The following is a 20,478-nucleotide window of genomic DNA, read 5'->3' as shown; positions in this document are numbered from 1 at the left end:
CTGCGTGTTCCTGAGGCAGATCTGATTCCCATGGGAAGTTACTCCGATACTTCTGCGGTGCGGGTGGACAGGGTGCGCGGGGCGGACCGGTGCAGCAGCGAGGCCGCGGTCGCCACGGCGCCGGCGACGTCGCCGTCGTGCGGGTACAGCAGGGTCCGTCCGACGGTGAGTCCCTGGACGCCGGGCAGCGCGAGGGCCGCTTCCCAGCTCGCAAAGACGTCGTCCTGGCTGCTGTCCGGATCTCCGCCGAGCAGCACGGTGGGCATTGTGGTGGCCGCCATGACGCGCTCCATCTCAGCCACCACCGGGAGCTTCATCCAGGTGTACGCGCTGGTGGAGCCAAGCCCCTCGGCGATGGCCACCGACTTGATCACGGCATTGGTGGAGAGGTCGTTGCGGACCTTGCCGTGCTCCCGGACGGACAGGAAGGGTTCCACCATGGCGATGAGCTTGCGTTCGGCGAGCGAATCGATGGTTTTGGCGGTGGCTTCCAGGGTGGCCACGGTGTCCGGATCGCCGAGGCAGATGCGGGTGAGCATCTTGCCGCCGTCGGCCCCCAGCGCTTCCAGCGCGGCGGCCGTGTGGCCGGTGAAGCGGTCGTCGAACTCGTTGACGAGGCCGGAGAGCCCACCGCGGTTCATCGAGCCGAAGAGCAGCTTGCCGTCCAGCGCCCCGAGCAGGAGCAGGTCGTCCATGATGTCCGGGGATGCGAGAATGCCGTCCACGTCCGGGTTGGCGAGCGCGATCTGCAGCCGGTCCAGGAGCTGGCGGCGGTCTGCCATCGCCACGGGGTCGTTGCCGACCGCGAGGGCGCCGCGGGCCGGGTGGTCGGCGGCGACAATGAAGTTCTGCGTGCCGGATTTCAGACCGGGGTGGCGGCGGCGCGCCTTCGCGGCGCGGGCGATCGCGTCCGGGTCCTCGAGCCGGATGGTGCTCAGATGCTCGTAGCGGCGGGGATCATCGTCCGTGGCGGTGGTGGCGGAGGCGGGATTGAGGCTCACAGCGTTGCTCCTTCGGGGGCGTGGGTGCCCGGCACCAGGCGGCCGCGTTCGGCGAGCAGGGAGGTGACTTCCCCCGGCGTCGGCATGGCATCCGCGCAGGACAGCCGGGAGGCGACCAGGGCGCCTGCTGCGTTGGCGAAGTCGAGGATCTGGGCGAGCGGCCAGCCGGACAGCAGTCCGTGGCAGAAGGCCCCGCCGAAGGAGTCACCGGCGCCGAGGCCGTTGACGGTCTCCACCGGGACCGGGGCGGACACGACACGCTCGGTGCGGGTCTTGGCCATCACGCCTTCGGGGCCAAGCTTCACGACGGCGATTTCGACGCCGGCTGCCAGCAGCCGGTCCGCCTGCTCGTCCGGGGTGCCCTCGCCGACGGCGACGGCACATTCCTTGTCATTGCCGATCGCGACGGTGACGTGCGGAAGGATCTTGGCGACCTGCTCCCGGGCTTCCTCTTCGGAGGCCCAGAACATCGGCCGGTAGTCGAGGTCCAGGATGGTGAACTGGCCCGGCTTCAGCCCGGTGCGGGGCCGTGCCTCGTGGGCGGCGAGGTGCGCCGCGCGGCTGGGCTCCTGGCAGAGGCCAGTCACCGTGGACCAGAAGATGCCGGCGTCCCGGATGGCGCCGAGGTCCAGCTCCCCTGCCTTGATCTGCAAGTCCGGCGCCGTGGGAAACCGTCCGTAGAAGTACAGCGGGAAGTCCTCCGGGGGTTTGATCGCGCAAAACGTCACCGCGGTGGGCCATTCCTTGACGGCGGTGACGAAGGAATCGTCCACGTTGAACTTGCGCAGTTCGCGATGCAGGTATCTGCCGAAGGCGTCGTCGCCGGTTCGGGTGATGACGGCGGTTCGGCGGCCGTGGCGGGCCGCGGCCACGGCCACGTTGGACGGGGAGCCGCCCAGGTACTTTCCGAAGGACGTGACATCCTCCAGATCCACCCCGATGTCATTCGGGTAGATATCAACGCTGATGCGCCCGATCGTGAGCAGTTCGTGGGTCACGGTGATCGTGGACCTTTCTGGTGTGAACTCTGTACCTTTACACAGCGGCTGCATGTCAGTATGTGTGGCCCGGAGGGGGCTCCGGATGCCCCGCAGTGAGCGGGGCCACATCGACTACTCTGCCCTAGAATCCATGTACTGTCAAAGGTTTGTACTGACATATTTACAACATTACACGGAGCCCGGAATCCTCCCGGCCCGCAACCCCCTGCGCACTCCCTGTGAGATCTGGGGCGCGCCGGAACTACCGCCAGGGAGTGGCGAGTTCGCCGGTCACATACTGGGCGCGGCCGAAACCGAACGACCAGTCCCCCGGCCCGTTTTCGACGTAGCCGATAAAGACGTCTCCACCGGTGATTCCGTCTGCGGCCAGGTTTGCGGCGATCGCCGCAAACAGGGACTGCTTGGCCTCTTGGCTGCGTCCCGCCTGCGTAAAGATCTGGATCATCACAACATCCGGCGTCCGCTCAAACCCCAGCCCCGCATCCTGGGCGACGATCTGCCCCTGCGCATGCTCAGTCAGCACGTGGAAATAGTCCCGCTCCGGAATGCCGTATTCGGCCAGGATGGCGTCGTGGATGCCCTGACTGATCTGCCGGAGCCGCTCGGGGCCGTGGCCCTGGTTGACGTCTATGCGCACGAGAGGCACTCTTTGCTCCCTCGATAGTTTGTCCTGACATACTAACAAAGCGTGGAAGAGTGATGCAAGGTTTGGTGACCCCGCGTTGAGGTATTGCGCGCGCCCGGCCACCAGGCGTAGTCTTAAACAACCAGAAGGTTGATCAATGAGTTAGTTGATTAGCCGTAGGTTGATTACTGAATGACAACCGGATGGCTACCGACGGCGAGGAGGTGGGGAACCAAGTGCAGGTCCGCGACGACGACATGCTCGACTCGGCCTTCCTGGCCCTCGCCGACCCCGTCCGCCGCCGCATCATTGCCCGGCTCAGCCGGGGCCCGGCCACCGTGAACGAACTGGCGGAACCCTTCGCGATCACCAAGCAGGCGGTCTCGAAACACATCCAGGTCCTCGAGCAGGCGCAGCTGGTCACCCGCACCCGCGACGCGCAGCGCCGGCCCGTCCACCTGAACCCCGCACGGCTGGAGGCGCTCACCGCATGGATCGACCAGTACCGGCTGGTCCGCGAGGAGCAGTTCCGGAGCCTTGACGCCGTGCTCCAATCGAACGCCGCGGCACGCGGCACCCAGGCAAAGGACTCATCATCATGACCAACGCCCTGAAACTCAGTGTCCCGGAGGGCCTGCCCTTCATCGATTGCGAGCGGGAGTTCGATTTCCCCGTCGCCGAGGTGTTCCGGGCCCACAAGGAACCCGCACTCGTAGCCCAGTGGCTCGGCCCGCGGCGGCTGAAGATGGAGATCGACCACTACGATTTCCGGACCGGCGGCAGCTACCGCTACACCCACAAGGGACCGGACGGCGACACCTACGGCTTCACCGGGGTCTTCCACACGGTCCGGGAAAACGACTTCGCCATCCAGACCTTCGAGTTCGACGGCTACCCGGACGTCGTCAGCATCGAGTTCCTCACCTTCGAGGATCTTGGCGGCGGCCGCACCCGGCTGAAGGCCCACGGGGTGTATCCCAGCATGGAGGCGCGCGACGGCATGGCGCAGTCCGGCATGGAAGGCGGGCTGACCGAAGGCTACGAGCGGCTCGACGAACTCCTGGCCGGCGCAAAAGTCTGAGCTGCACCGTTCCTGGCTGGCCGTGGTGCCGAACGGCCGTGTTCTTGAAAGCAGTGCACGACGGCGGCGGGTCACCATCCGTGGGGATGGTGACCCGCCGCCGTCGTACTTTCGTTAAACGCACAACGCGGGGTCACCTCCGGTCCATCCCAGCGAGTAGGACGGGCCGGCGGTGACCCCGCGTGTGGTGGTGCTGTGAGCCTAGAGGGCTGCGAAGACTTCGCGCAGGAGCGTGGCGGTCTCGGACGGCGTCTTGCCGACCTTGACGCCAGCAGCCTCGAGGGCTTCCTTCTTGGCCTGGGCGGTGCCCGCGGAGCCCGAGACGATGGCGCCTGCGTGGCCCATGGTCTTGCCCTCCGGAGCGGTGAAGCCGGCCACGTAGCCGACAACCGGCTTGGTGACGTGTGCCTTGATGTAGTCGGCGGCACGCTCTTCGGCGTCGCCGCCGATTTCGCCGATCATGACGATCGCCTTGGTCTCCGGGTCAGCCTCGAACGCTTCGAGCGCGTCGATGTGGGTGGTGCCGATGACAGGGTCGCCGCCGATGCCGATGGCGGTGGAGAAGCCGAGGTCGCGCAGTTCGTACATCATCTGGTAGGTCAGGGTGCCTGACTTGGAGACGAGGCCGATGGGGCCCTTGCCGGTGATGTTGGCCGGGGTGATGCCAACGAGGGCCTCGCCGGGGGTGATGATGCCGGGGCAGTTCGGTCCGATAATGCGGGTGACCTGCTTGCCGTTGGCGTCCAGCTTGGACTGGGCCAGTGCCCAGAACTCGGCGGAGTCCTGGACGGGCACGCCTTCGGTGATGACGACGACCAGGCCGATGCCGGCCTCGATGGCTTCAACGACGGCGTCCTTGGTGAAGGCCGGCGGGACGAAGACGATGGAAACGTCAGCGCCGGTCTCGGCCATGGCTTCCTTGACGGTGCCGAAGACGGTGATCTCCGTGTCGCCGTGCAGGACCGTGGTGCCGGCCTTGCGGGCGTTGACGCCGCCCACAACGTTGGTGCCGGCCTTCAGCATCAGTGCGGTGTGCTTGGTGCCTTCGCCGCCGGTGATGCCCTGGACGATGACCTTGGAGTCCTTGTTCAGATAAATAGACATAGTCGAGTCCCTCTACTTCGCTGCGTTGGCGAGCTCGGCAGCCTTGTCGGCGCCCTCGTCCATGGTGGCGGCCAGGGTAACCAGCGGGTGGTTGGCCTCGGCCAGGATGCGGCGGCCTTCCTCAACGTTGTTGCCGTCGAGGCGGACTACCAGCGGCTTGTTCGCGGAGTGGCCCAGCTCGGCCAGTGCACCGACGATGCCCTTGGCGACGGCGTCACAGGCGGTGATGCCGCCGAAGACGTTAACGAAGACGGACTTGACCTGCGGGTCGCCCAGGATGACGTCGAGGCCTGCGGCCATGACCTCGGCGGAAGCTCCACCGCCGATGTCCAGGAAGTTGGCGGGCTTGACGTTGCCGTGGTTCTCGCCGGCGTAGGCAACGACGTCGAGGGTGGACATGACCAGACCGGCACCGTTACCGATGATGCCGACGGAGCCGTCCAGCTTGACGTAGTTGAGGTCCTGCGCCTTGGCCTTGGCCTCGAGCGGGTCAGCAGCGTCCTTGTCTTCAAGGTGGGCGTGCTTGGGGTGACGGAAGTCAGCGTTCTCGTCGAGGGAGACCTTGCCGTCGAGGGCAACGATGTCGCCGGCACCGGTCAGGACCAGCGGGTTGACCTCCACGAGGGTGGCGTCTTCCTTCTTGAAAACGTCCCAGAGCTTCAGGATGACGCTGGCGACCTTGCCGCGCAGTTCCTCGGCGAAGCCTGCGGCGGCGACGATTTCGTCGGCCTTGGCCTGGTCGATGCCGACGGCCGGGTCGATCGCGATCTTGGCAAGGGCTTCGGGGCGCTCAACGGCGAGCTGCTCGATTTCCATGCCGCCTTCAACCGAGCACATGGCCAGGTAGTTGCGGTTGGCCCGGTCCAGGAGAACGGAGAAGTAGTATTCCTCGGCGATGTCCGCACCCTGGGCGATCATCACGCGGTGGACGGTGTGGCCCTTGATGTCCATGCCGAGGATGTTGGTGGAGTGTTCAAACGCCTCGTCAGCGGTCTTGGCGACCTTGACGCCGCCGGCTTTGCCGCGGCCTCCGGCCTTGACCTGCGCCTTTACGACAGTGACTCCGCCGATTTTTTCGGCAGCTGCCTTTGCTTCTTCAGGGGTGTGCGCCACGATGCCAGCAAGCACGGGTACACCGTGCGCCTCGAACATATCGCGCGCCTGGTATTCAAACAGGTCCACGGTTTAGTGTCCTTCTACGTCGAAGTAGTTTCTGTACAGCCGGACCCCACGTTATCGCGGTTACCGGGCTGCGGAATAAACGCACCCTGCGACTAGCTTGGAAACGAGCCACACGGCGCAATGCTCCTTTCGGAACTCTAGTCCTTTCTGGGGACCAGCCCGTTCCAGAGTACCCGTTATGTGAGTAAGGACACTATTCTATGGAGCGTAGAAAAACCGCTAGATTACGGGGTTTTTGAGGCTTCCGAGGGGGCCTGCGGGGCCTTTTTTCCGGCGGCCGGGATCAGCTCGTAATGATCCCGCGACACGAAGAAGGCGACGCCGGCGGAGACGTTTCCGCAGGCGACACCGCCGTTGTAGGCCGAGCAGCGCAGGCCGTTGCGCTCGAGGTTCTGGCCGTCGTCGAGAACGGGCAGCTGGGAAATGGGGCCCTTGCGGCTGCCGCCGGGGCCGAATTCGGCCTCCTGCTGTGTGACGCCGGAACGGCATTCGCCGTATCCGGCCTTCTCCGGGGTGAGCAGCGCGACGCCGCCGAGGTAGCCGAGGCCCGTTCCGCCGCAATCGTCCGTGATGTCCTTCGGCGCCGGCTTGGGATAGGCCGCAAGTTCGCAATGCGCCACGGGGACCGTGGCCAGCTTGTTGTTGTTGGAATCCGCGAAGCCGTTTTGCTCGTACGGGAGGTTCACGTGCCGGCCTTTGGCCGACGTCAGGGAGCAGACCACGTTCCGGTCCGCGGTCGCGAAGCTGAGGACGTCCTGGCCCGCCGCGTATTTCGCCGCGTCCGTCAGGGGCGCCTGCGTGAGCTGCTCCAGCGCAGGCAGTGGCGCGGGCGGAACGTAGTCCGGGTCCTTCTGCGTGACGGTGCATGCCGTGGACGCCATCAAGGTAAGGGCGGCCAGGGTCCCCAGCAGTGTCCGTCGCATGGGCTCCATTATGCCTGTCCGATGTGGCCGGCCGGACGCAGCCGGGCGCGGCGGCACGGCATGTGCCGGCTTGCCGGGTGCGGGGCCTGTCAGGCGTCGAGCTTTGTCAGCGGGGCGTAGCGGAGCAGGAGCCGCTTCTCTCCGACGCTGAACTTCACCTTGGCGACGGTTTTGTCCCCCGCCCCCTCGACGGCCAGCACGGTGCCGTTGCCGAAGCTCGTGTGGTTGACCTTGTCCCCCACGCTGACGGCGACCACCTCTTTCTGCGGCTGCACGCGGTTCTTGGCGATGGCCGCCGGGACGTCGGCATTAAATCCGGCCGTGGGGCTGGCTTCGGCGCCGCGCGCGGTGCCCGCTCCCCAGAACGATCCGCCGTAGCGGCTCGAGCCGATGGAGGCACCGCTCCCCCAGCCGCCGGCCTGGCGGGTGGAGCCTTCACGCTTCCACTCCACGAGGTCGGCCGGGATTTCCTCGATGAACTGGCTGGCCGGGTTGTACTGGCTCTGGCCCCACATGCTGCGGACCTCGGAGCGGGTCAGGTACAGGCGCTTCCGGGCCCGGGTCAGGCCGACGTACGCCAGCCGGCGTTCCTCAGCGAGTTCCTTGGGGTCGGTGGCGGAGCGCTGGTGCGGGAACAGGCCGTGCTCCATGCCGGTCAGGAACACCACCGGAAATTCCAGTCCCTTGGCGGTGTGCAGGGTCATCAGGGTGACCACGCCCAGCCGCTTGGCTTCGGCGACGGCGGCCGCCAGCTCGTCGGCGGACCCCTCCGGCGCGTCCGGGATCTGGTCGGCGTCGGCCACGAGGGAGACGCCTTCCAGGAAGGCGCCCAGTGACCCCTCCGGGTTGTCGCGTTCATATTCCCTGACGACGGCGACCAGTTCGGCGAGGTTCTCCACCCGGGACTCGTCCTGCGGGTCGGTGCTGGAACGCAGGGTTGCGAGGTAGCCAGTCTGTTCGAGCACGGCTTCCAGGGCAGCGGCCGCACCGGATCCGGAGGCCACCTCGGCGAGGTCGTCGAGCAACTTCACGAAGCCCTGGACGGCATTAACGGACCGGGTGGCCATGCCCGGCGCCTCATCGGCGCGGCGGGCTGCCGCCATAAAGGAGATCCGGTCGCGCTGCGCGAGCGAGGCCACCGCGCCCTCGGCCCGGTCGCCGATGCCGCGTTTGGGCTCATTCAGGATGCGGCGGAGATTAACGTCGTCGTCCGGGTTGACCAGCACGCGCAGGTAGGCGAGCGCGTCCTTGATTTCCTTGCGCTCGTAAAAGCGGGTCCCGCCGACCACCTTGTACGGAAGCCCGACGCGGACCAGGACATCCTCGATGGAGCGGGACTGTGCGTTGGTGCGGTAGAAGATGGCGACGTCCCCGGGCCGGAGGTCGCCTTCGTCCTGCAGCCGGTCGATCTCCTTGGCAATGAACTGGGCTTCGTCGTGTTCGTTCTCGCCGACGTAGCCGACGATCTTCTCGCCGTCGCCCTCCGCTGTCCACAGCCGCTTCTCCGGCCGGTTGGGGTTACGGGAAATGACCGAATTGGCGGCGCTGAGGATGGTCTGGGTGGAGCGGTAGTTCTGCTCAAGTTTGATGGTGCGGGCGTCCGGGTAGTCCTTCTCGAACTCCACGATGTTCCGGATGTCCGCGCCGCGGAAGGCGTAGATCGACTGGTCAGAGTCGCCGACGACGGTGAGTTCCGCCGCGCCCTCGCCCTCGCCCACGATCTCGCGCACCAGCGCGTACTGGGCGTGGTTGGTGTCCTGGTATTCGTCGACCAGGACGTGCCGGAAGCGCCGCCGGTAGGACTCGGCGAGCGCGGGGAAGGCCCGGAACATGTAGACCGTTTCGGCGATCAGGTCATCGAAGTCCATGGCGTTGGCCTGGCGGAGCCGCTGCGTATAGCCCTTGAAGACCTCGGCGACTGCCTGTTCGAAGGGGTCGTTGTAATTGGCGCTGGAGGAGTAGCTGTCAGCGTCGATCAGCTCGTTCTTGAGCGCCGAGATCTTGTGCTGGATCGCTTTGGGGGCGAACCGCTTCGGGTCGAGGTCCAGGTTCTTGGCCACGAGGGTGATGAGGCGCAGCGAGTCCGCGGAATCGTAGATGGAGAAGTTGGAGTTCAGGCCGACATTCTTGGCTTCGCGGCGCAGGATGCGGACGCAGGAGGAGTGGAAAGTGGAGACCCACATGGTTTTGGCCCGGGCGCCCACGAGGGCTTCGACCCGTTCCCGCATTTCGGCGGCAGCCTTGTTGGTGAAGGTGATGGCCAGGATCTCACCATGATGTGCGCGCCGGGTGGCGATCAAGTAGCCAATGCGGTTGCTGAGCACGCGGGTCTTGCCCGAGCCGGCGCCTGCGACGATCAGGAGGGCACTGCCGGAGTGTTTGACGGCTTCTTCCTGCTGGGGGTTGAGCCCTTCAAGGAGCTCGGCCGCGCCCGGGAGCCGGGGGTGGTCCCCCTCCCCGGCCGGGCGGTCCCCGTGGCCGCCCTCGTGCCCGCCGCCCGGGGCAGAATTCAGGGCGGAACCCAGAGCCGTCATCCCGTTGCCGGCAGGCGTTTTGGTGCGCGTCCCCGTCTTCGAGGCAGCTTGGAAGGGTCCGTCGGCGTAAGGGTCAAACAACATATCCATGGTGTTAACAAGTCTAGGCGGTGCCGCTGACAGTCAGGTCCGCCCCCTTGGGACATGCCCTCCCCTGGCCGCAGCCACGGGACATACTGCCCAGATGCCCATCCCCCCGCGGCCAAGAATGAGCATGTCCCCTCGACCGTACAGACCCTCCATCCGGGCATGCCCTCCCCTAGCCGCAACCACTGGACATACTGCCCATATGCCCACTCCCGGCGGGAAAGAATGAGCATGTCCCCCGGCCGCGGAAGCGAAGAATGAGCATGTCCAGTCCTGCGCGTGACCAGTTCAGCGTCGGCAATGAGCATGTCCCCCGCAGGGCGGAGGGAGCGGGACTCCCGGACCTAGGCCACGGAGCCGGATTCGAGGGCGGCGCGGAGCTGACGGACCGCCGTCGTGCCGCCGGCAACGAACCAGTCGAGTCCGTTGACCCGCACGACGTCGGCCGCTCCGCCGGCCGCGAGGACAATGGCTTTCCCGGGCAGCCAGTCCCATTCCGGGCAACTGTGCTGGAACCAGCAGCCCAGTTCACCGTCGGCCACCCGGCTCAGGTCGCAGGAGCCCGAGCCGAACATGCGCAGCGCGGCGGCGGAGGTCGCGGCGGCGTGCCATGGCATCGCGCACAGCGGATCGGCGAGCCAGGTGGGGTGGATGTAGGTCGCGGCACCGAGTTCGGATAATGGCGTCTCCGCCCGGCCGGCGCCGGGGACCCCCGCGCCGCCGAAAGTGGTCAGCCGTTCGCCGTTGAGCGTTGCCCGCCGGGCTGTTCCGCCGAGCCAAAGCTTGTCCTCCTCGGGCTGGAAGATCCCGCCGAGCACCACACCGGAAGAATCCTTGAGGGCAATAGCGGAGCACCAGTAGGTGGAACCATGCAGAAAGTTATACGTCCCGTCGACCGGGTCGATCACCCAGGTCCGGCCGCTGGTGCCGTCCACGGAGGCGCCCTCTTCGCCGAGGATGCCGTCGTCGGGCCGGCAGCGCTGGAGCTGTTCCAGCACATAGGCCTCGGCGGCGTGGTCTGCGGCGGTGACGACGTCGGACACCGACGTCTTTTGCCGTCCCTCCAGCCCGGCCTGCCGCATGAGGAGGGCCAGCGTCCCGGCCTCGCGCACAAGGGCCTCGGCGAGCTGGTAGTCGTCCACGGCGGGGTTGAGTTCAGCAGTGCTGTGCCGGCCGAGCCGGTGCTTTCCTTGTTCGGTCACGCGCTCCAGCCTATCGGCGCCTGCTGGCAGTGAACAGGCGCGGGCCGGGCAGCGTCGGCCCCGGCGCCCTGCAGCGATGCGCGGCGGGGCGATAATGGAGCCATGGCCAAGACTCCCGCACAGCGGATCAAGAAACACGGCGCGAACGCAGCCGTCCCCCAGCACCAGTTGCCGGCGGTGATCAACCCCAGCACCAGCCGGACGCCGCAGAAGGCGCAGAGCAACAGCAACCTGATCCTGATTGCCGGTGTCGTGGCCAGCCTGTTCCTGTTCTGGTACCTCCACCTCCTCACGCTCAACCAGCTCACCCAGCTCAGCGGCGGCCTTGCCATGCCGGATTCCTTGATCGGAGGCTTCGACCAAAGCTTCGTGGAGCAGCTGCGCGCCGCGATGGACGAGGACGCCCGGGGCCAACTCAACTACATCCACAAAACGGCCGGCACACTCTTCCCGCTGATCTTCGGCTTCACCTGGCTGCTGCTCATTGGCACGAACGTGGCGCGGAAGGGATTGCGCTGGGCCCTGTGGGCCGTGCCCCTGCTCTTCGCGGGAGTGAGGCTGTGGGGCAACGCGGTGATCGATTCGATGATGTCCGCCGAAACCGTCGACGCCGGCCAGGTGGCCCTCGCCTCCGGCCTCACCGTCGCCGGGTGGGTGCTGCTGGTGCTGAGCCTGGTGGTTGGCGGCGCCGCAGTCTTCCTGGGGCGCAAGCCTGCCTCCACCACCGCTCCCGCCACGGGACATGCCCAGCCTTAACCGCGACCACTGGACACAGTCCCACTATGTCCATCCTTGGAGGCACCCAGAGGGCATGCTCAACGCGGCGCGCCACGAGGCCAACGGGACATGCCCAGCTTTAGCCGCGACCACTGGACAGAGTCCCACTATGTCCATCTGTGGAGGCACTCGGAGGGCATGCTCAACGCGGCGCGCCACGGGTCCGGCGGTAGAACCAGTCCGGCCGGATCAGGCTTCGGCTGCGAGATACTCTCGGGCCTGGTCGGCACGTTGCGGTGCGCCTGCGGCTTCGAACTGATCGGCGGCTTTCTGCAAATTCTCCTGGGCTGCTTCGAGGTCTCCCATAGCAGCATTTGCCCGGCCCAAGAGCAGGCAGGCTTCGCCCAGCGTCTGGGGCGGCAGCCCTTCAGCATCGCAGCAGATTTCGCCCAGTAGCTCAACAGCGCCGGCCCAGTCGCCGGCCAAGTAGTTCCAATGGCCACGGTTCAACTTCTGCAGCAGGACGCCTTCTTCGCTTCCACCTATGACGTCAGTGGCCAACTCTGCTCGTTCAATGCAGCGAAGCGTCGACGCATCGGCCACTTCAGCAGCCAGCCGCATGGCAGCCGAGGCGCTGTTGAACTTGGCCCAGACATGCAGATTTCTTGCCGGCGAAAAGGTGCTTGCCGCAAGATCATGGTAGAGGAGCCCGTCGTCTACACGGCCGCTGAGGAATGCTGCGTTGCCTATCGCCCAGTAGGCCTTGCCAAGCAGCTGATCGTCCACTTCAGCCGAAATGACGTCGGCGAGGATAAGGCTCTCGGCCCAGGCCTCATCCATCTTGCCGCTTTCGCCCAAGGCCGCAACCAAAGCCAGCCTGGCAGTCACGTTGATCTCAATGTCGGCTTCGTCGGTGACCAGTTCCGCTGCTTCCCTGGCTTCGTCCGCTGCCCTTTCAAGAAGACCCGCTCCCTGCCACGCCTTGGACAACATTATTCTGACCCTGGCTTGGAGCTGCCCTCCGCCAACGAGCGGTGCACTGACGAGCTGAGCAGCAATAAGCGCACACTGCTCGAACTCTCCAGAGGCGAGAAGACATTCTGCTTGGAAGAACGTCATGTTCCACCAAGCCTCCGGGTCTCCGTCAGTCATAGCAATCTCCGCCGCACTGCGCGCGTTGCTGGCAGCGTTACCGAAGTCGTGATTGGCCCACTGTTCCCGCGCGAGTAGCTCTGCGGCGACATACTGCGGCGAAACGGAGTTTTGTTGCATGCCTCAATTATCCGTTGCCGCGGGACCTGAAATGTACAACACGGGCAATAATGACCGCCGCAGTATTTGCGCAAGGGCCACGCAGGAATACTCAAATACCACAAGGCTTTCACCCTCCAGAAAAATTGTTGCATCATGGCGTGTCGATTGTCCTTATACTGAACTCGCACCACTCGAGTAACATCAGTCACATACGTATCAGGAGCACTCAATGAAGAAATCCATCGCGATCCTCCTTGCCGCCGGTGCGCTGGCTGCTGCGGGTGTCTCCGCAACGGCCGCGATCTCGGCTTCCGGCGACAACTCGGGGCAGACTTCGGTCTCAGCTCCGGGCTGGTGGCCGGACGTCAAGCCGAGCGCAGCTCCGGGCTGGTGGCCCGACGTCAAGCCGAGCGCAGCTCCGGGCTGGTGGCCCGACGTCAAGCCGAGCGCAGCTCCGGGCTGGTGGCCGGACTCCACGCCGACCGCAGCGCCGGGCTGGTGGCCGGACGCCACGCCGAGCGTCTAAGGCTGGCAACAAAACGGCGGGTATCGGAAGGCGACTTCCGGTACCCGCCGTTCTTCATATCCGCTCAACGCCGACCGGCGGCTACCGCTGCCCCAGCTTCCCCTGCCCGATCATCGCCTCAATGTCCGACGCCGGGACGGGCCTGCCGAAGTAGTAGCCCTGGCCGCTCGAACAGCCCAGCCGGACCAGTTCGGCCGCCTGCTCCGGCGTCTCGATGCCCTCGGCGACGGCTTTGAGCCCGCACGCGTGGATGAGGTGCAGCACCGCGGCCACGAATTTGCTCTCGTCCTCGTCGGAACCCAGGCCGTCGATCAGGCTCTTGTCGATCTTGACCACGTTGACCGGCAGCTTCCGCAGGTAGCTGATGGACGAATAGCCGGTGCCAAAGTCGTCGATTTCGAGCTGCACACCCAGCCGCCGCAGCCCGCTAAGGGAGTATTTGTCCACATCCCCGCCGTTGACGGCCATGGACTCCGTCAGTTCGACAATGAGGTTTGCGGCGTCCACCCCTGTTTCGCGGAGGATGTCGCGGACGTGTTCGATCAGGTCCAGGTTCTGCAGCTCGGTGGTGGAGATATTGACGCGGACGTTGAAATCGCTGTCCACTTTCAGGTTCTGTTGCCAGCTCCGCAGCTGGCGCACCGCGTTCCGCAGCACCCAGTGTCCGAGGTCCACGATCATCCCGGTCTCTTCCGCGAGCGGGATGAAGGAATCGGGCATCAGCAGGCCGCGCTCCGGATGGTTCCAGCGCACCAGCGCCTCAACGCCTTCAATCCTGCCGGTGGCCAGTTCCACCACCGGCTGGTAGTGCAGCGTGAGCTGGTCTTGGAGGATCGCCTCGCGCATTTCAGTAATCATGACGCTCTGCAGCCGGCGTGCGTAGAGGAGTGCCGGTTCGAACACCTTGATGCTGCTGTGCGGCTGGGCTTTGGCCGCGTACATCGCGGTGTCCGCTTCCATGACCAGATCGTCCACGGACTGGCCGGGTTCCGCGACCCGCAGTCCGATGCTGGTGCCGCATGTGATGCGCAGGTCCCCGATTTCCAGGCTCTCGCCGAGGGCCTTGAGGATCCTGTTGGCGACCCGCCGCGCCCGGACCAGGTTGGACTTCGGCAGCATCACGGCGAATTCGTCGCCGCCGAGGCGGGCGACGGTGTCGGTCTCCCTGACAGCGTCCTGAAGCCGCCGCGAGATCACCCGGAGGACATCGTCGCCGGCGCTGTGTCCCAGCGTGTCGTTGATGCCCTTGAAGGAATCCAGGTCCAGGACCAGGAGGGCCGGCGGCATTTCGCCCCGGGACGTCTCAGCCAGGGCGTGGCTCAGTACCGAGTTGAGCGCCGTCCTGTTGGCCAGCTGGGTCAGCGGGTCCGTGAGGGCCATCCGCTCGAGCTCGACCTGGGCCTCGCGCAGCATCGCCGTCCGGCTTTCGACACGCTCCTCGAGTTCCTGGTAGATGGTCTGCAGGTCGTCGGCCATCAGGTTGATGCCGGCGATGACCGCGGCGACGTCGTCCCGGGCACCGGAGTGGGGAATTCTGGTGGTCAGGTCGCCGCCTGCGATGCGGACGATGCCTTCGACGAGGGCGTGCAACCTGGGGTCCGGCGGATCAGTCTTCACTCGTGTACTGCCCTAACCATTCGATGGCCTCGGCCTCGGAGGTGAAGAATTGCGCCGGGATCGTCTCGGTCTTGGAGCGCAGCAGGTAGTGCGCGATCACGCGGTCAACAGGGCTTTCACCGACCAGGGCAAAGGCTGAAGCGGCGATGGAACCGGCGTAAACCTGCCGGGCTTCGACGCTGACGCCGACCACGCCGGTAATAACCAGCATCACCGGCATCCGCCGGCCGTTGGCCATCGCCCGGACCGTAGCACCGGCAACGCGCGCCGCGGGCCCCTCGATTTCCTCGTTGGCCGGGAGCGCAACTTCAATGATGCCGCCGTCGATCATCCGGACGCCGATCGGGGCGCCGGCGCGGACCTGCAGCCCGCCATCATGTTCGGCCGAAGGCTCCTGCGGGAGCAATTCGCCGGGGTCGGCCGTGGCCTCGATCGTCATCGGCCCGCAACCCAACGGCAACGGGAACGGGACGACGCCGGCAAGTCGCCGGCCGTGCGGCCGCTCCCACGTCGGACAATGCCATCCGCCAGGACCCCCACGGCAGTCGCTGCGGCATGGCGCGGCAAGGCTAGCTGATCAGACATTTGTCCCCATTGGACTCCATGGTCGGAAAGTTGGCCAGCGCCGGAGTCTCGTAGCGCAGGCGGCACCGGAATGTACCGGTGAATGCCCTCATGATAATCCACGGCCGGGCCATTGTGAGACATAAGACACCCCGGAACAATAGCGCCGTCATGAACGCCCGACGCCGGGACGTCGCCGGGCAGCCGCCCCCGCCCGTACGCCCCTCAGTCCAGCAGGCGGCCAGGGCCGGGAAGTTGTCCCCATGGCCCCGGGTGAGGCAGTGCGTTAGCCTGCCATACATCGGTCATCGCGGCTCATCGCACCTCCGACCAGTTCCCAAACCAAAGGTCCCAGCCATGCCAGATTCCGCAGTGATTCCTGCGACGACCACGTTCCGGATGACCAGCCTCGCTTGGGCCGTGGCTGTGCAGGGCGCCACGGAAACGCTGGAGGCCGGCGGCCCAGACCTGGCAGGCTCCGGTTCCGGCCCGGCCCCGGCCGCACTGGCGGACCTGGCGGGGCTGGACGAACCGACCCGGTCCGCCATTGCCCGCGAGTTGACCACCGCCGGGATCACGGACGACGCAGGAACCCTCCGGCCCCAGTGGCTGCGTGCGCTCAGACAGAGTGCAGCCGCTCCGATCCAGGTCAGTCTGGTGTCACGCTGGGACGGCTTCTCGACGCATTGCCGGGTGAACCTCTTCGACGGCAGGGGTCTCGCCGTCGAATTTACGCGACCGGTGGACACCTCAGCGGATGGACGGGTCACTGCGGTCAGCGTCGCCGACGTCGTCACCGTCACGCTGCTATCGGAGGCGGTGCTGTGGCCGGTCATGGCCAGGTCGATGCCGCAGTTCCCCGAGCTGACGGCCGGGGCGGGACGCCCCGACATCGTCACCGGGAAATCCTGTCCGGCACCCGGCCGGGACGGCGGGAAGACCACCCTCTCCGCAGCAGACGTCGCCGCCCTGTCCCGAGGCAACACCACCGGCATCGCAGCCGGCGTGGCAGCCGCCGTGAGTGCGGCCAACGCCACGGTCTACTTCGAGGTTCGCTCCCGGGCGGTCGGCACCGGCGTGCAGTATCACGGGGCCGGAGTCTGGGCATTGTCGGACAACTTGTATTCCGTCAGCACCACCGGGCCGGCCACGGCGCGCCGTCTGGCAATGGTCGACGCCCCGGCCGGCGACATCGCCCGCCAGCTTGTCTGGCACGTGCTCGGCGCCCACGATTTCCTGGCCGGCGGAACCCCCGCGGAGTCGGCATCATGAGCCTGCACGGCATGGACCTGGAGCAAGGCGAGCACCTTGCGAAGGAGCTCACCCGCGCGAGCCGGCGCTTCGCGCAGCTGAGCGGGCAACTGACACCGGTCATCACGGCCAGCTCCTGGCGCGGGCCCGACGGCGAGCAGTTCCGCAGCGACTGGAAGGCCCACAGCAGGATGCTGCTGGCCACCTCGGAGGCCCTGCGGGCGGCCTCGGACGCCGTGCGGGAAAACGTCCGCCAGCAGCAGGACGCCAGTTCGGGACGCACGGGTGACGCCCAGCCCGGCGGCAGCCAGTACGGCAGCGCATCGACGACCCTGCTGGACACCCTGATCGAGGGTGCCGGCGGCGCGGCCGGCGACCTGTGGGACGGAACCGGCGAGTTCATCGACACCGTGGGCGGCAAGGTAGGCGACACCGTGGGCGATGGCCTGGGCTGGCTCGGTGGCCGGGCTTCCGAGGCCACGTCCAATCTGGCTGACGCGGGCGGAGATGTACTGGGCGGGCTGCGCGACGTCGGCGGCCTCGGCTGGGACTTTCTCCGCACCGGAGAGCCGCCCTCGGTCACCGAATTGATCGCGGGCGGAACGGTGCTGCTGGCCGCCGGGGTGAACGCGAGCGTTACCCTGTCCTCCGCCGGACTCCTGCACCCGCACCTGCTTGATGACGGATCTCCGGTGGCTGGTGACCCGCAAACCGTGGGCGTCGGGTCGGACCCGGCGCAGGACGGCCATCGCAGCACTCCCGTGCCGAGCAGCCTCGCGCAGATCATGGGAGGAGTCACGGCGGCCTACGACGACGGCGGCAAGTCCGGAACTCCCGACGCGGCCATTCGAATTACCGCCGTGGACAAAGGCAGCGGGCCGGCGTACATCGTGACCATCCCGGGCACGTCCGAATGGAACGTCCGCTCCGGTTCCAACCCCATGGATACCGTGGGCAACCTCTCCTCCGCGTCAGGGACCATGTCCACGGCTTCGGAGGCTGTCCAGTTGGCGATGCAGCAGGCGGGGATTCCCAGTGACGCGCCGGTCATGCTGGTGGGGCACTCGCAGGGCGGCATGACCGCCGCGAACCTTGCGGCCGATGCGGAGTTCCGCGGCCACTTCAACGTCACCAACGTTTTAACCTACGGCTCCCCCATCGATTCGACCCCCATTCCCGGCGGCGTGAACACGCTCGCCCTCCAGCACCCGTTCGACGTCGTGCCCCGCCTGGACCTCGGCAACTCAAAACCGGGGGGACCTGGCCTGGTTGGCTGGGAGAGCAGTAACGGCGCCACGGTGGTCACCCTTCCCAGCCCGGCCGGCGCCGGGATGGGCGACGTTGCGGGCAATCACGACTACAACGCCTACGTCGCCTCCGTCGAGGCCAACGAATCGTCTGGTGCCCTCGCGGCCTACCGGAACCACCCGTCAACCCAAGCGTTCATCACGGCGGACCCCCGCCAGGTCACGTCGACAACATCCGGCATCGGCCGAAAAGAATAGAGTCGGAACATGCGAAAAATCTTCACCGTGCTGACCGCGGGTCTGCTGGCCATGATCCTGGCGGGTTGCGGCGCAACGCCGGGAACCTCGGACTCGGAGTACGCCGCCAAGTACAAGGCGGCGGTGGAGCCGCTCGCCCACGTGGCCACAGTGGACGCCAGCTACAAGTCCGCCGGCGGCATGGGCCGTAGCGGGGATGTCTTCCTGCACGCCGACACCTCGGACCGGGAAACTATGCTGGACGTCCTCCGGGAGGCATTTCCGGCGCTTGTGGACTCAGCAGCCGGCGACCCGGAAGTAAATCTGGCCATCCAGGTCATCTCCGCCGACGGGGCATCAGCCGTCTCGCCCACCGATCTGGGGTACTCAGGGACCGGGTCGTTGACCAGCTACCGGCAGTTCCTCGGCAAGTAAGCGCCGCTCGCGCCGGGCCCGGGACTTCTCAGCGCACCGCCGCCCGCGCCCGCTTCACAGCGGCCCGCTGCTCCCCCACGCGTTGCGCGACCACCAGGCCCACCGCGGCCGTGCCGATGGTGATGGGGTAACCCATGAGCCGCTCCAGGGTGCCGGGCTCCGGCACATCCATCCCCGTCACGCCGCCGGCGATCAGCGCCGCCAGCGACACAAGCCCGCACGCCAGGATGGGCCAGCTCAGCGGTGTCAGCCGAAGCCAGACCCAACCCAGCAGCACCAGGGCCAGCCCGCCGGCCACAAAGTACATGATGGCGCCCGCCGCATGCCACACGGAGCCCGCGTCCTCAGGGACCAGCCCCACCAGGACGGTGCCGGCCCCGGCTGCGGCAGTAAGGGCCCGTGCGGAGATCGCGGCAACCCACACCATCCGGCTGCCCGGAACCAGCGTGAACTGCGCCCCGGGCCGGGCCGCCGTGCACAACACCGCCGCGCTCAGCAGCAGCGCGCCGACCATCATGCCGATCCCCTGGACCACAAACGAGGCGTTCATCAGCACGTGCGCCGGCGAGCAGACGTCCCGCCCGTCAAAGACCCCGCAGCCCGTGGCGCCGAGGTCGCTGATGTAGCCGGTCCGGCGGCTGTAGGGCTGCTGCCCCGCCCACGCGCCGATCACGGCCGCTTCCGCCACGAAATACTGCAGCACGCTCAGCAGCGCCAGCGCGCCGGCATAGAACCGGGTGGACGGCAGATGGGGGATATAGATGATGCCCTGGGACGGCGAGTCAGCGGGTGCGGCCATGCCAAGAGCGTAGTACGGGCCGCCACCTTGTATGCTTATAGGCGTGTCCGCACGGGCCGGCCCGCGGCCGGCCGGAACGGATGCCCGCCCTCGTAGCTCAGTGGATAGAGCACGGCTCTCCTAAAGCCGGTGTCGTTGGTTCGATTCCAATCGAGGGCACTTGAACCCCCAGTCCCCGGACGCCGCTCCGGACTTCGATCTCCGCGCCTACCTGCTGGGCACCTGGACCGTGGAGCGAACCCTGCTGGACCGGTCCGCCGGCACCCGCGGGTCCTTCACCGGCGTCGTCCGCTTCACTGAAACAGCCGACGACGGTGGCCTCCGCTTCCGCGAACACGGCACCGTCGCGTGGGCGTCCGTCCCCGGCGCGCCGGCGGGCACACCGTTCACCGGTCCGGCCAGCCGCGAATACCTGCTGCGGCCCACCGAAACGCCGGACACGATGGACATGTTCTTCCCCGACGGCCGGCCCTTCCATCGCATAGGCTTTGGGCCCCAGAGCCACCGGGACCAGCACTGGTGCGATCCTGACAACTACCGCGTGAACTACACGCGAATAGGCCCGGACGAATTCCGCTACGAGTGGGATGTCACCGGCCCGGCGAAGGACCAGCTGCTCACGTCCGTGCTGCGCCGAACCACGGACGCCGCCGCATGAACGCGCTGAACACCAACCCTCTGATCGTGGTCTCCGCCGTCTGTGTCTTCGACGAGGCGGGACGCCTCCTCACCGTCCGCAAACGGGGCACGGACAAGTTCATGCATCCCGGCGGCAAGCCGGAGGCGGGCGAGACAGCCGCCCAGACGGCCGCGCGGGAACTGGCGGAAGAAGTGGGGATCGTCCTCGCGGCCGAGGAGCTGGTGCCGCTGGGAATCTGGTTGGCCGACGCCGCCAACGAGGCCGCAACGCAGATCCAGGCCACGGTCTTCACGGCCCCGGGCGCCTGGCATGCCCATCCTTCGGCGGAGATCGCCGAGATCCGCTGGCTGGATCTGGCCGGTGAGCTGCCGGACGACCTCGCCCCGCTGCTCACCGACCACGTCCTGCCGGCCCTGTGGGGCCAGCCGGGCTAAAGCCGGAAGTGGCTAAG

General features: G+C 66.8%; 21 protein-coding genes and 1 tRNA gene. 10 read left to right on the top strand and 12 right to left on the bottom strand.

The annotated features are described in order from the left end of the window. Positions 1 to 38: 38 nt before the first annotated feature. The 3 genes from AC6EUH_RS12450 to AC6EUH_RS12440 form a co-directional block, all read right to left on the bottom strand. Positions 39 to 1,001, bottom strand: a complete 963-nt coding sequence (locus tag AC6EUH_RS12450) for a Cgl0159 family (beta/alpha)8-fold protein (protein ID WP_499738814.1) — start codon at positions 999 to 1,001, stop codon at positions 39 to 41. Then, positions 998 to 1,999 carry a 5-dehydro-2-deoxygluconokinase gene (gene iolC / locus AC6EUH_RS12445; RefSeq protein ID WP_056424576.1) on the bottom strand — a complete coding sequence of 334 codons (1,002 nt, stop codon included), beginning with the start codon at positions 1,997 to 1,999 and terminating at the stop codon, positions 998 to 1,000. The genes AC6EUH_RS12450 and iolC overlap by 4 nt, the downstream gene beginning before the upstream one ends. 244 nt (positions 2,000 to 2,243) lie before the next feature. Further along, positions 2,244 to 2,648: a tautomerase family protein gene (locus AC6EUH_RS12440; protein WP_499738813.1), complete on the bottom strand. Its 405-nt coding sequence runs from the start codon at positions 2,646 to 2,648 to the stop codon at positions 2,244 to 2,246. Positions 2,649 to 2,830: 182 nt separating this feature from the next. Here AC6EUH_RS12440 and AC6EUH_RS12435 point away from each other — a divergent pair, with 182 nt between their 5' ends. Together AC6EUH_RS12435 and AC6EUH_RS12430 are read left to right on the top strand one after the other, a co-directional pair. After that, positions 2,831 to 3,229, top strand: coding sequence for an ArsR/SmtB family transcription factor (locus AC6EUH_RS12435; RefSeq protein ID WP_056424571.1), 399 nt, complete (start codon positions 2,831 to 2,833; stop codon positions 3,227 to 3,229). Then, positions 3,226 to 3,708 (top strand): SRPBCC family protein, encoded by a 483-nt coding sequence (locus tag AC6EUH_RS12430; protein ID WP_056424566.1) that lies wholly within the window; start codon positions 3,226 to 3,228, stop codon positions 3,706 to 3,708. Before AC6EUH_RS12435 ends, AC6EUH_RS12430 begins: the two co-directional genes overlap by 4 nt. Positions 3,709 to 3,909: 201 nt before the next feature. On the opposite strand, the gene sucD is transcribed toward AC6EUH_RS12430, so the two are convergent. The 5 genes from sucD to AC6EUH_RS12405 all read right to left on the bottom strand — a co-directional run bounded on the left by sucD (position 3,910) and on the right by AC6EUH_RS12405 (position 10,740). Continuing rightward, positions 3,910 to 4,812: a succinate--CoA ligase subunit alpha gene (gene sucD / locus AC6EUH_RS12425; RefSeq protein WP_056424563.1), complete on the bottom strand. Its 903-nt coding sequence runs from the start codon at positions 4,810 to 4,812 to the stop codon at positions 3,910 to 3,912. Between the two features lie 12 nt (positions 4,813 to 4,824). Then, the gene (gene sucC, locus AC6EUH_RS12420) at positions 4,825 to 5,994 is read right to left on the bottom strand and encodes an ADP-forming succinate--CoA ligase subunit beta (protein ID WP_056424561.1); all 1,170 of its coding nucleotides are present in this window, start codon (positions 5,992 to 5,994) and stop codon (positions 4,825 to 4,827) included. Positions 5,995 to 6,218: 224 nt separating this feature from the next. Next, the gene (locus AC6EUH_RS12415; protein WP_499738812.1) at positions 6,219 to 6,926 is read right to left on the bottom strand and encodes a hypothetical protein; all 708 of its coding nucleotides are present in this window, start codon (positions 6,924 to 6,926) and stop codon (positions 6,219 to 6,221) included. 80 nt (positions 6,927 to 7,006) lie between these two features. Then, complete coding sequence (gene pcrA, locus AC6EUH_RS12410) at positions 7,007 to 9,535, bottom strand: DNA helicase PcrA (protein ID WP_442853880.1); 2,529 nt, start codon at positions 9,533 to 9,535, stop codon at positions 7,007 to 7,009. A gap of 347 nt (positions 9,536 to 9,882) precedes the next feature. Next, positions 9,883 to 10,740, bottom strand: coding sequence for an inositol monophosphatase family protein (locus tag AC6EUH_RS12405; RefSeq protein WP_499738811.1), 858 nt, complete (start codon positions 10,738 to 10,740; stop codon positions 9,883 to 9,885). Between the two features lie 102 nt (positions 10,741 to 10,842). On the opposite strand from AC6EUH_RS12405, the gene AC6EUH_RS12400 reads away from it, so the two are divergent. After that, the gene (locus AC6EUH_RS12400; protein ID WP_056424548.1) at positions 10,843 to 11,496 is read left to right on the top strand and encodes a hypothetical protein; all 654 of its coding nucleotides are present in this window, start codon (positions 10,843 to 10,845) and stop codon (positions 11,494 to 11,496) included. A gap of 210 nt (positions 11,497 to 11,706) precedes the next feature. Here AC6EUH_RS12400 and AC6EUH_RS12395 read toward each other — a convergent pair whose 3' ends face one another. Then, positions 11,707 to 12,729, bottom strand: coding sequence for a hypothetical protein (locus AC6EUH_RS12395; protein ID WP_056424545.1), 1,023 nt, complete (start codon positions 12,727 to 12,729; stop codon positions 11,707 to 11,709). Positions 12,730 to 12,940: 211 nt separating this feature from the next. On the opposite strand from AC6EUH_RS12395, the gene AC6EUH_RS12390 reads away from it, so the two are divergent. Then, entirely contained in the window at positions 12,941 to 13,237 is a 297-nt protein-coding gene (locus AC6EUH_RS12390) for a hypothetical protein (protein ID WP_499738810.1), read from the top strand. A gap of 81 nt (positions 13,238 to 13,318) precedes the next feature. Here the strand turns inward: AC6EUH_RS12390 and AC6EUH_RS12385 are convergent, their stop codons facing one another. Next, entirely contained in the window at positions 13,319 to 14,854 is a 1,536-nt protein-coding gene (locus tag AC6EUH_RS12385; RefSeq protein ID WP_499738809.1) for a putative bifunctional diguanylate cyclase/phosphodiesterase, read from the bottom strand. Further along, positions 14,844 to 15,293 carry a DUF7793 family protein gene (locus tag AC6EUH_RS12380; protein ID WP_056424535.1) on the bottom strand — a complete coding sequence of 150 codons (450 nt, stop codon included), beginning with the start codon at positions 15,291 to 15,293 and terminating at the stop codon, positions 14,844 to 14,846. The genes AC6EUH_RS12385 and AC6EUH_RS12380 overlap by 11 nt, the downstream gene beginning before the upstream one ends. Positions 15,294 to 15,775: 482 nt before the next feature. On the opposite strand from AC6EUH_RS12380, the gene AC6EUH_RS12375 reads away from it, so the two are divergent. The 3 genes from AC6EUH_RS12375 to AC6EUH_RS12365 are packed head-to-tail and all read left to right on the top strand — an operon-like array spanning position 15,776 to position 18,588. Beyond that, positions 15,776 to 16,690 (top strand): hypothetical protein, encoded by a 915-nt coding sequence (locus tag AC6EUH_RS12375; protein WP_499738808.1) that lies wholly within the window; start codon positions 15,776 to 15,778, stop codon positions 16,688 to 16,690. After that, a complete protein-coding gene (locus AC6EUH_RS12370) occupies positions 16,687 to 18,174 on the top strand; it encodes a PGAP1-like alpha/beta domain-containing protein (protein ID WP_499738807.1) in 1,488 nt (495 codons plus the stop codon). Before AC6EUH_RS12375 ends, AC6EUH_RS12370 begins: the two co-directional genes overlap by 4 nt. Before the next feature lie 9 nt (positions 18,175 to 18,183). Next, positions 18,184 to 18,588: a hypothetical protein gene (locus AC6EUH_RS12365; RefSeq protein ID WP_056424525.1), complete on the top strand. Its 405-nt coding sequence runs from the start codon at positions 18,184 to 18,186 to the stop codon at positions 18,586 to 18,588. A 28-nt stretch (positions 18,589 to 18,616) separates the two neighbouring features. Here AC6EUH_RS12365 and AC6EUH_RS12360 read toward each other — a convergent pair whose 3' ends face one another. Then, positions 18,617 to 19,387, bottom strand: a complete 771-nt coding sequence (locus AC6EUH_RS12360; RefSeq protein WP_056424521.1) for a DUF998 domain-containing protein — start codon at positions 19,385 to 19,387, stop codon at positions 18,617 to 18,619. A gap of 86 nt (positions 19,388 to 19,473) precedes the next feature. Between AC6EUH_RS12360 and AC6EUH_RS12355 the strand changes: the two genes are divergently transcribed. The 3 genes from AC6EUH_RS12355 (at position 19,474) to AC6EUH_RS12345 (ending at position 20,461) form a co-directional block, all read left to right on the top strand. Beyond that, positions 19,474 to 19,546, top strand: a tRNA-Arg gene (locus AC6EUH_RS12355). Between the two features lies 1 nt (position 19,547). Further along, positions 19,548 to 20,045 carry a DUF6314 family protein gene (locus tag AC6EUH_RS12350; protein ID WP_056426493.1) on the top strand — a complete coding sequence of 166 codons (498 nt, stop codon included), beginning with the start codon at positions 19,548 to 19,550 and terminating at the stop codon, positions 20,043 to 20,045. Next, positions 20,042 to 20,461, top strand: a complete 420-nt coding sequence (locus tag AC6EUH_RS12345; RefSeq protein WP_056424516.1) for an NUDIX hydrolase — start codon at positions 20,042 to 20,044, stop codon at positions 20,459 to 20,461. Before AC6EUH_RS12350 ends, AC6EUH_RS12345 begins: the two co-directional genes overlap by 4 nt. Positions 20,462 to 20,478: the final 17 nt, after the last annotated feature.

It is taken from the genome of Arthrobacter sp. 001422645 (genome assembly GCF_059816125.1).
This window is presented reverse-complemented; position numbering and strand designations above follow the sequence as displayed.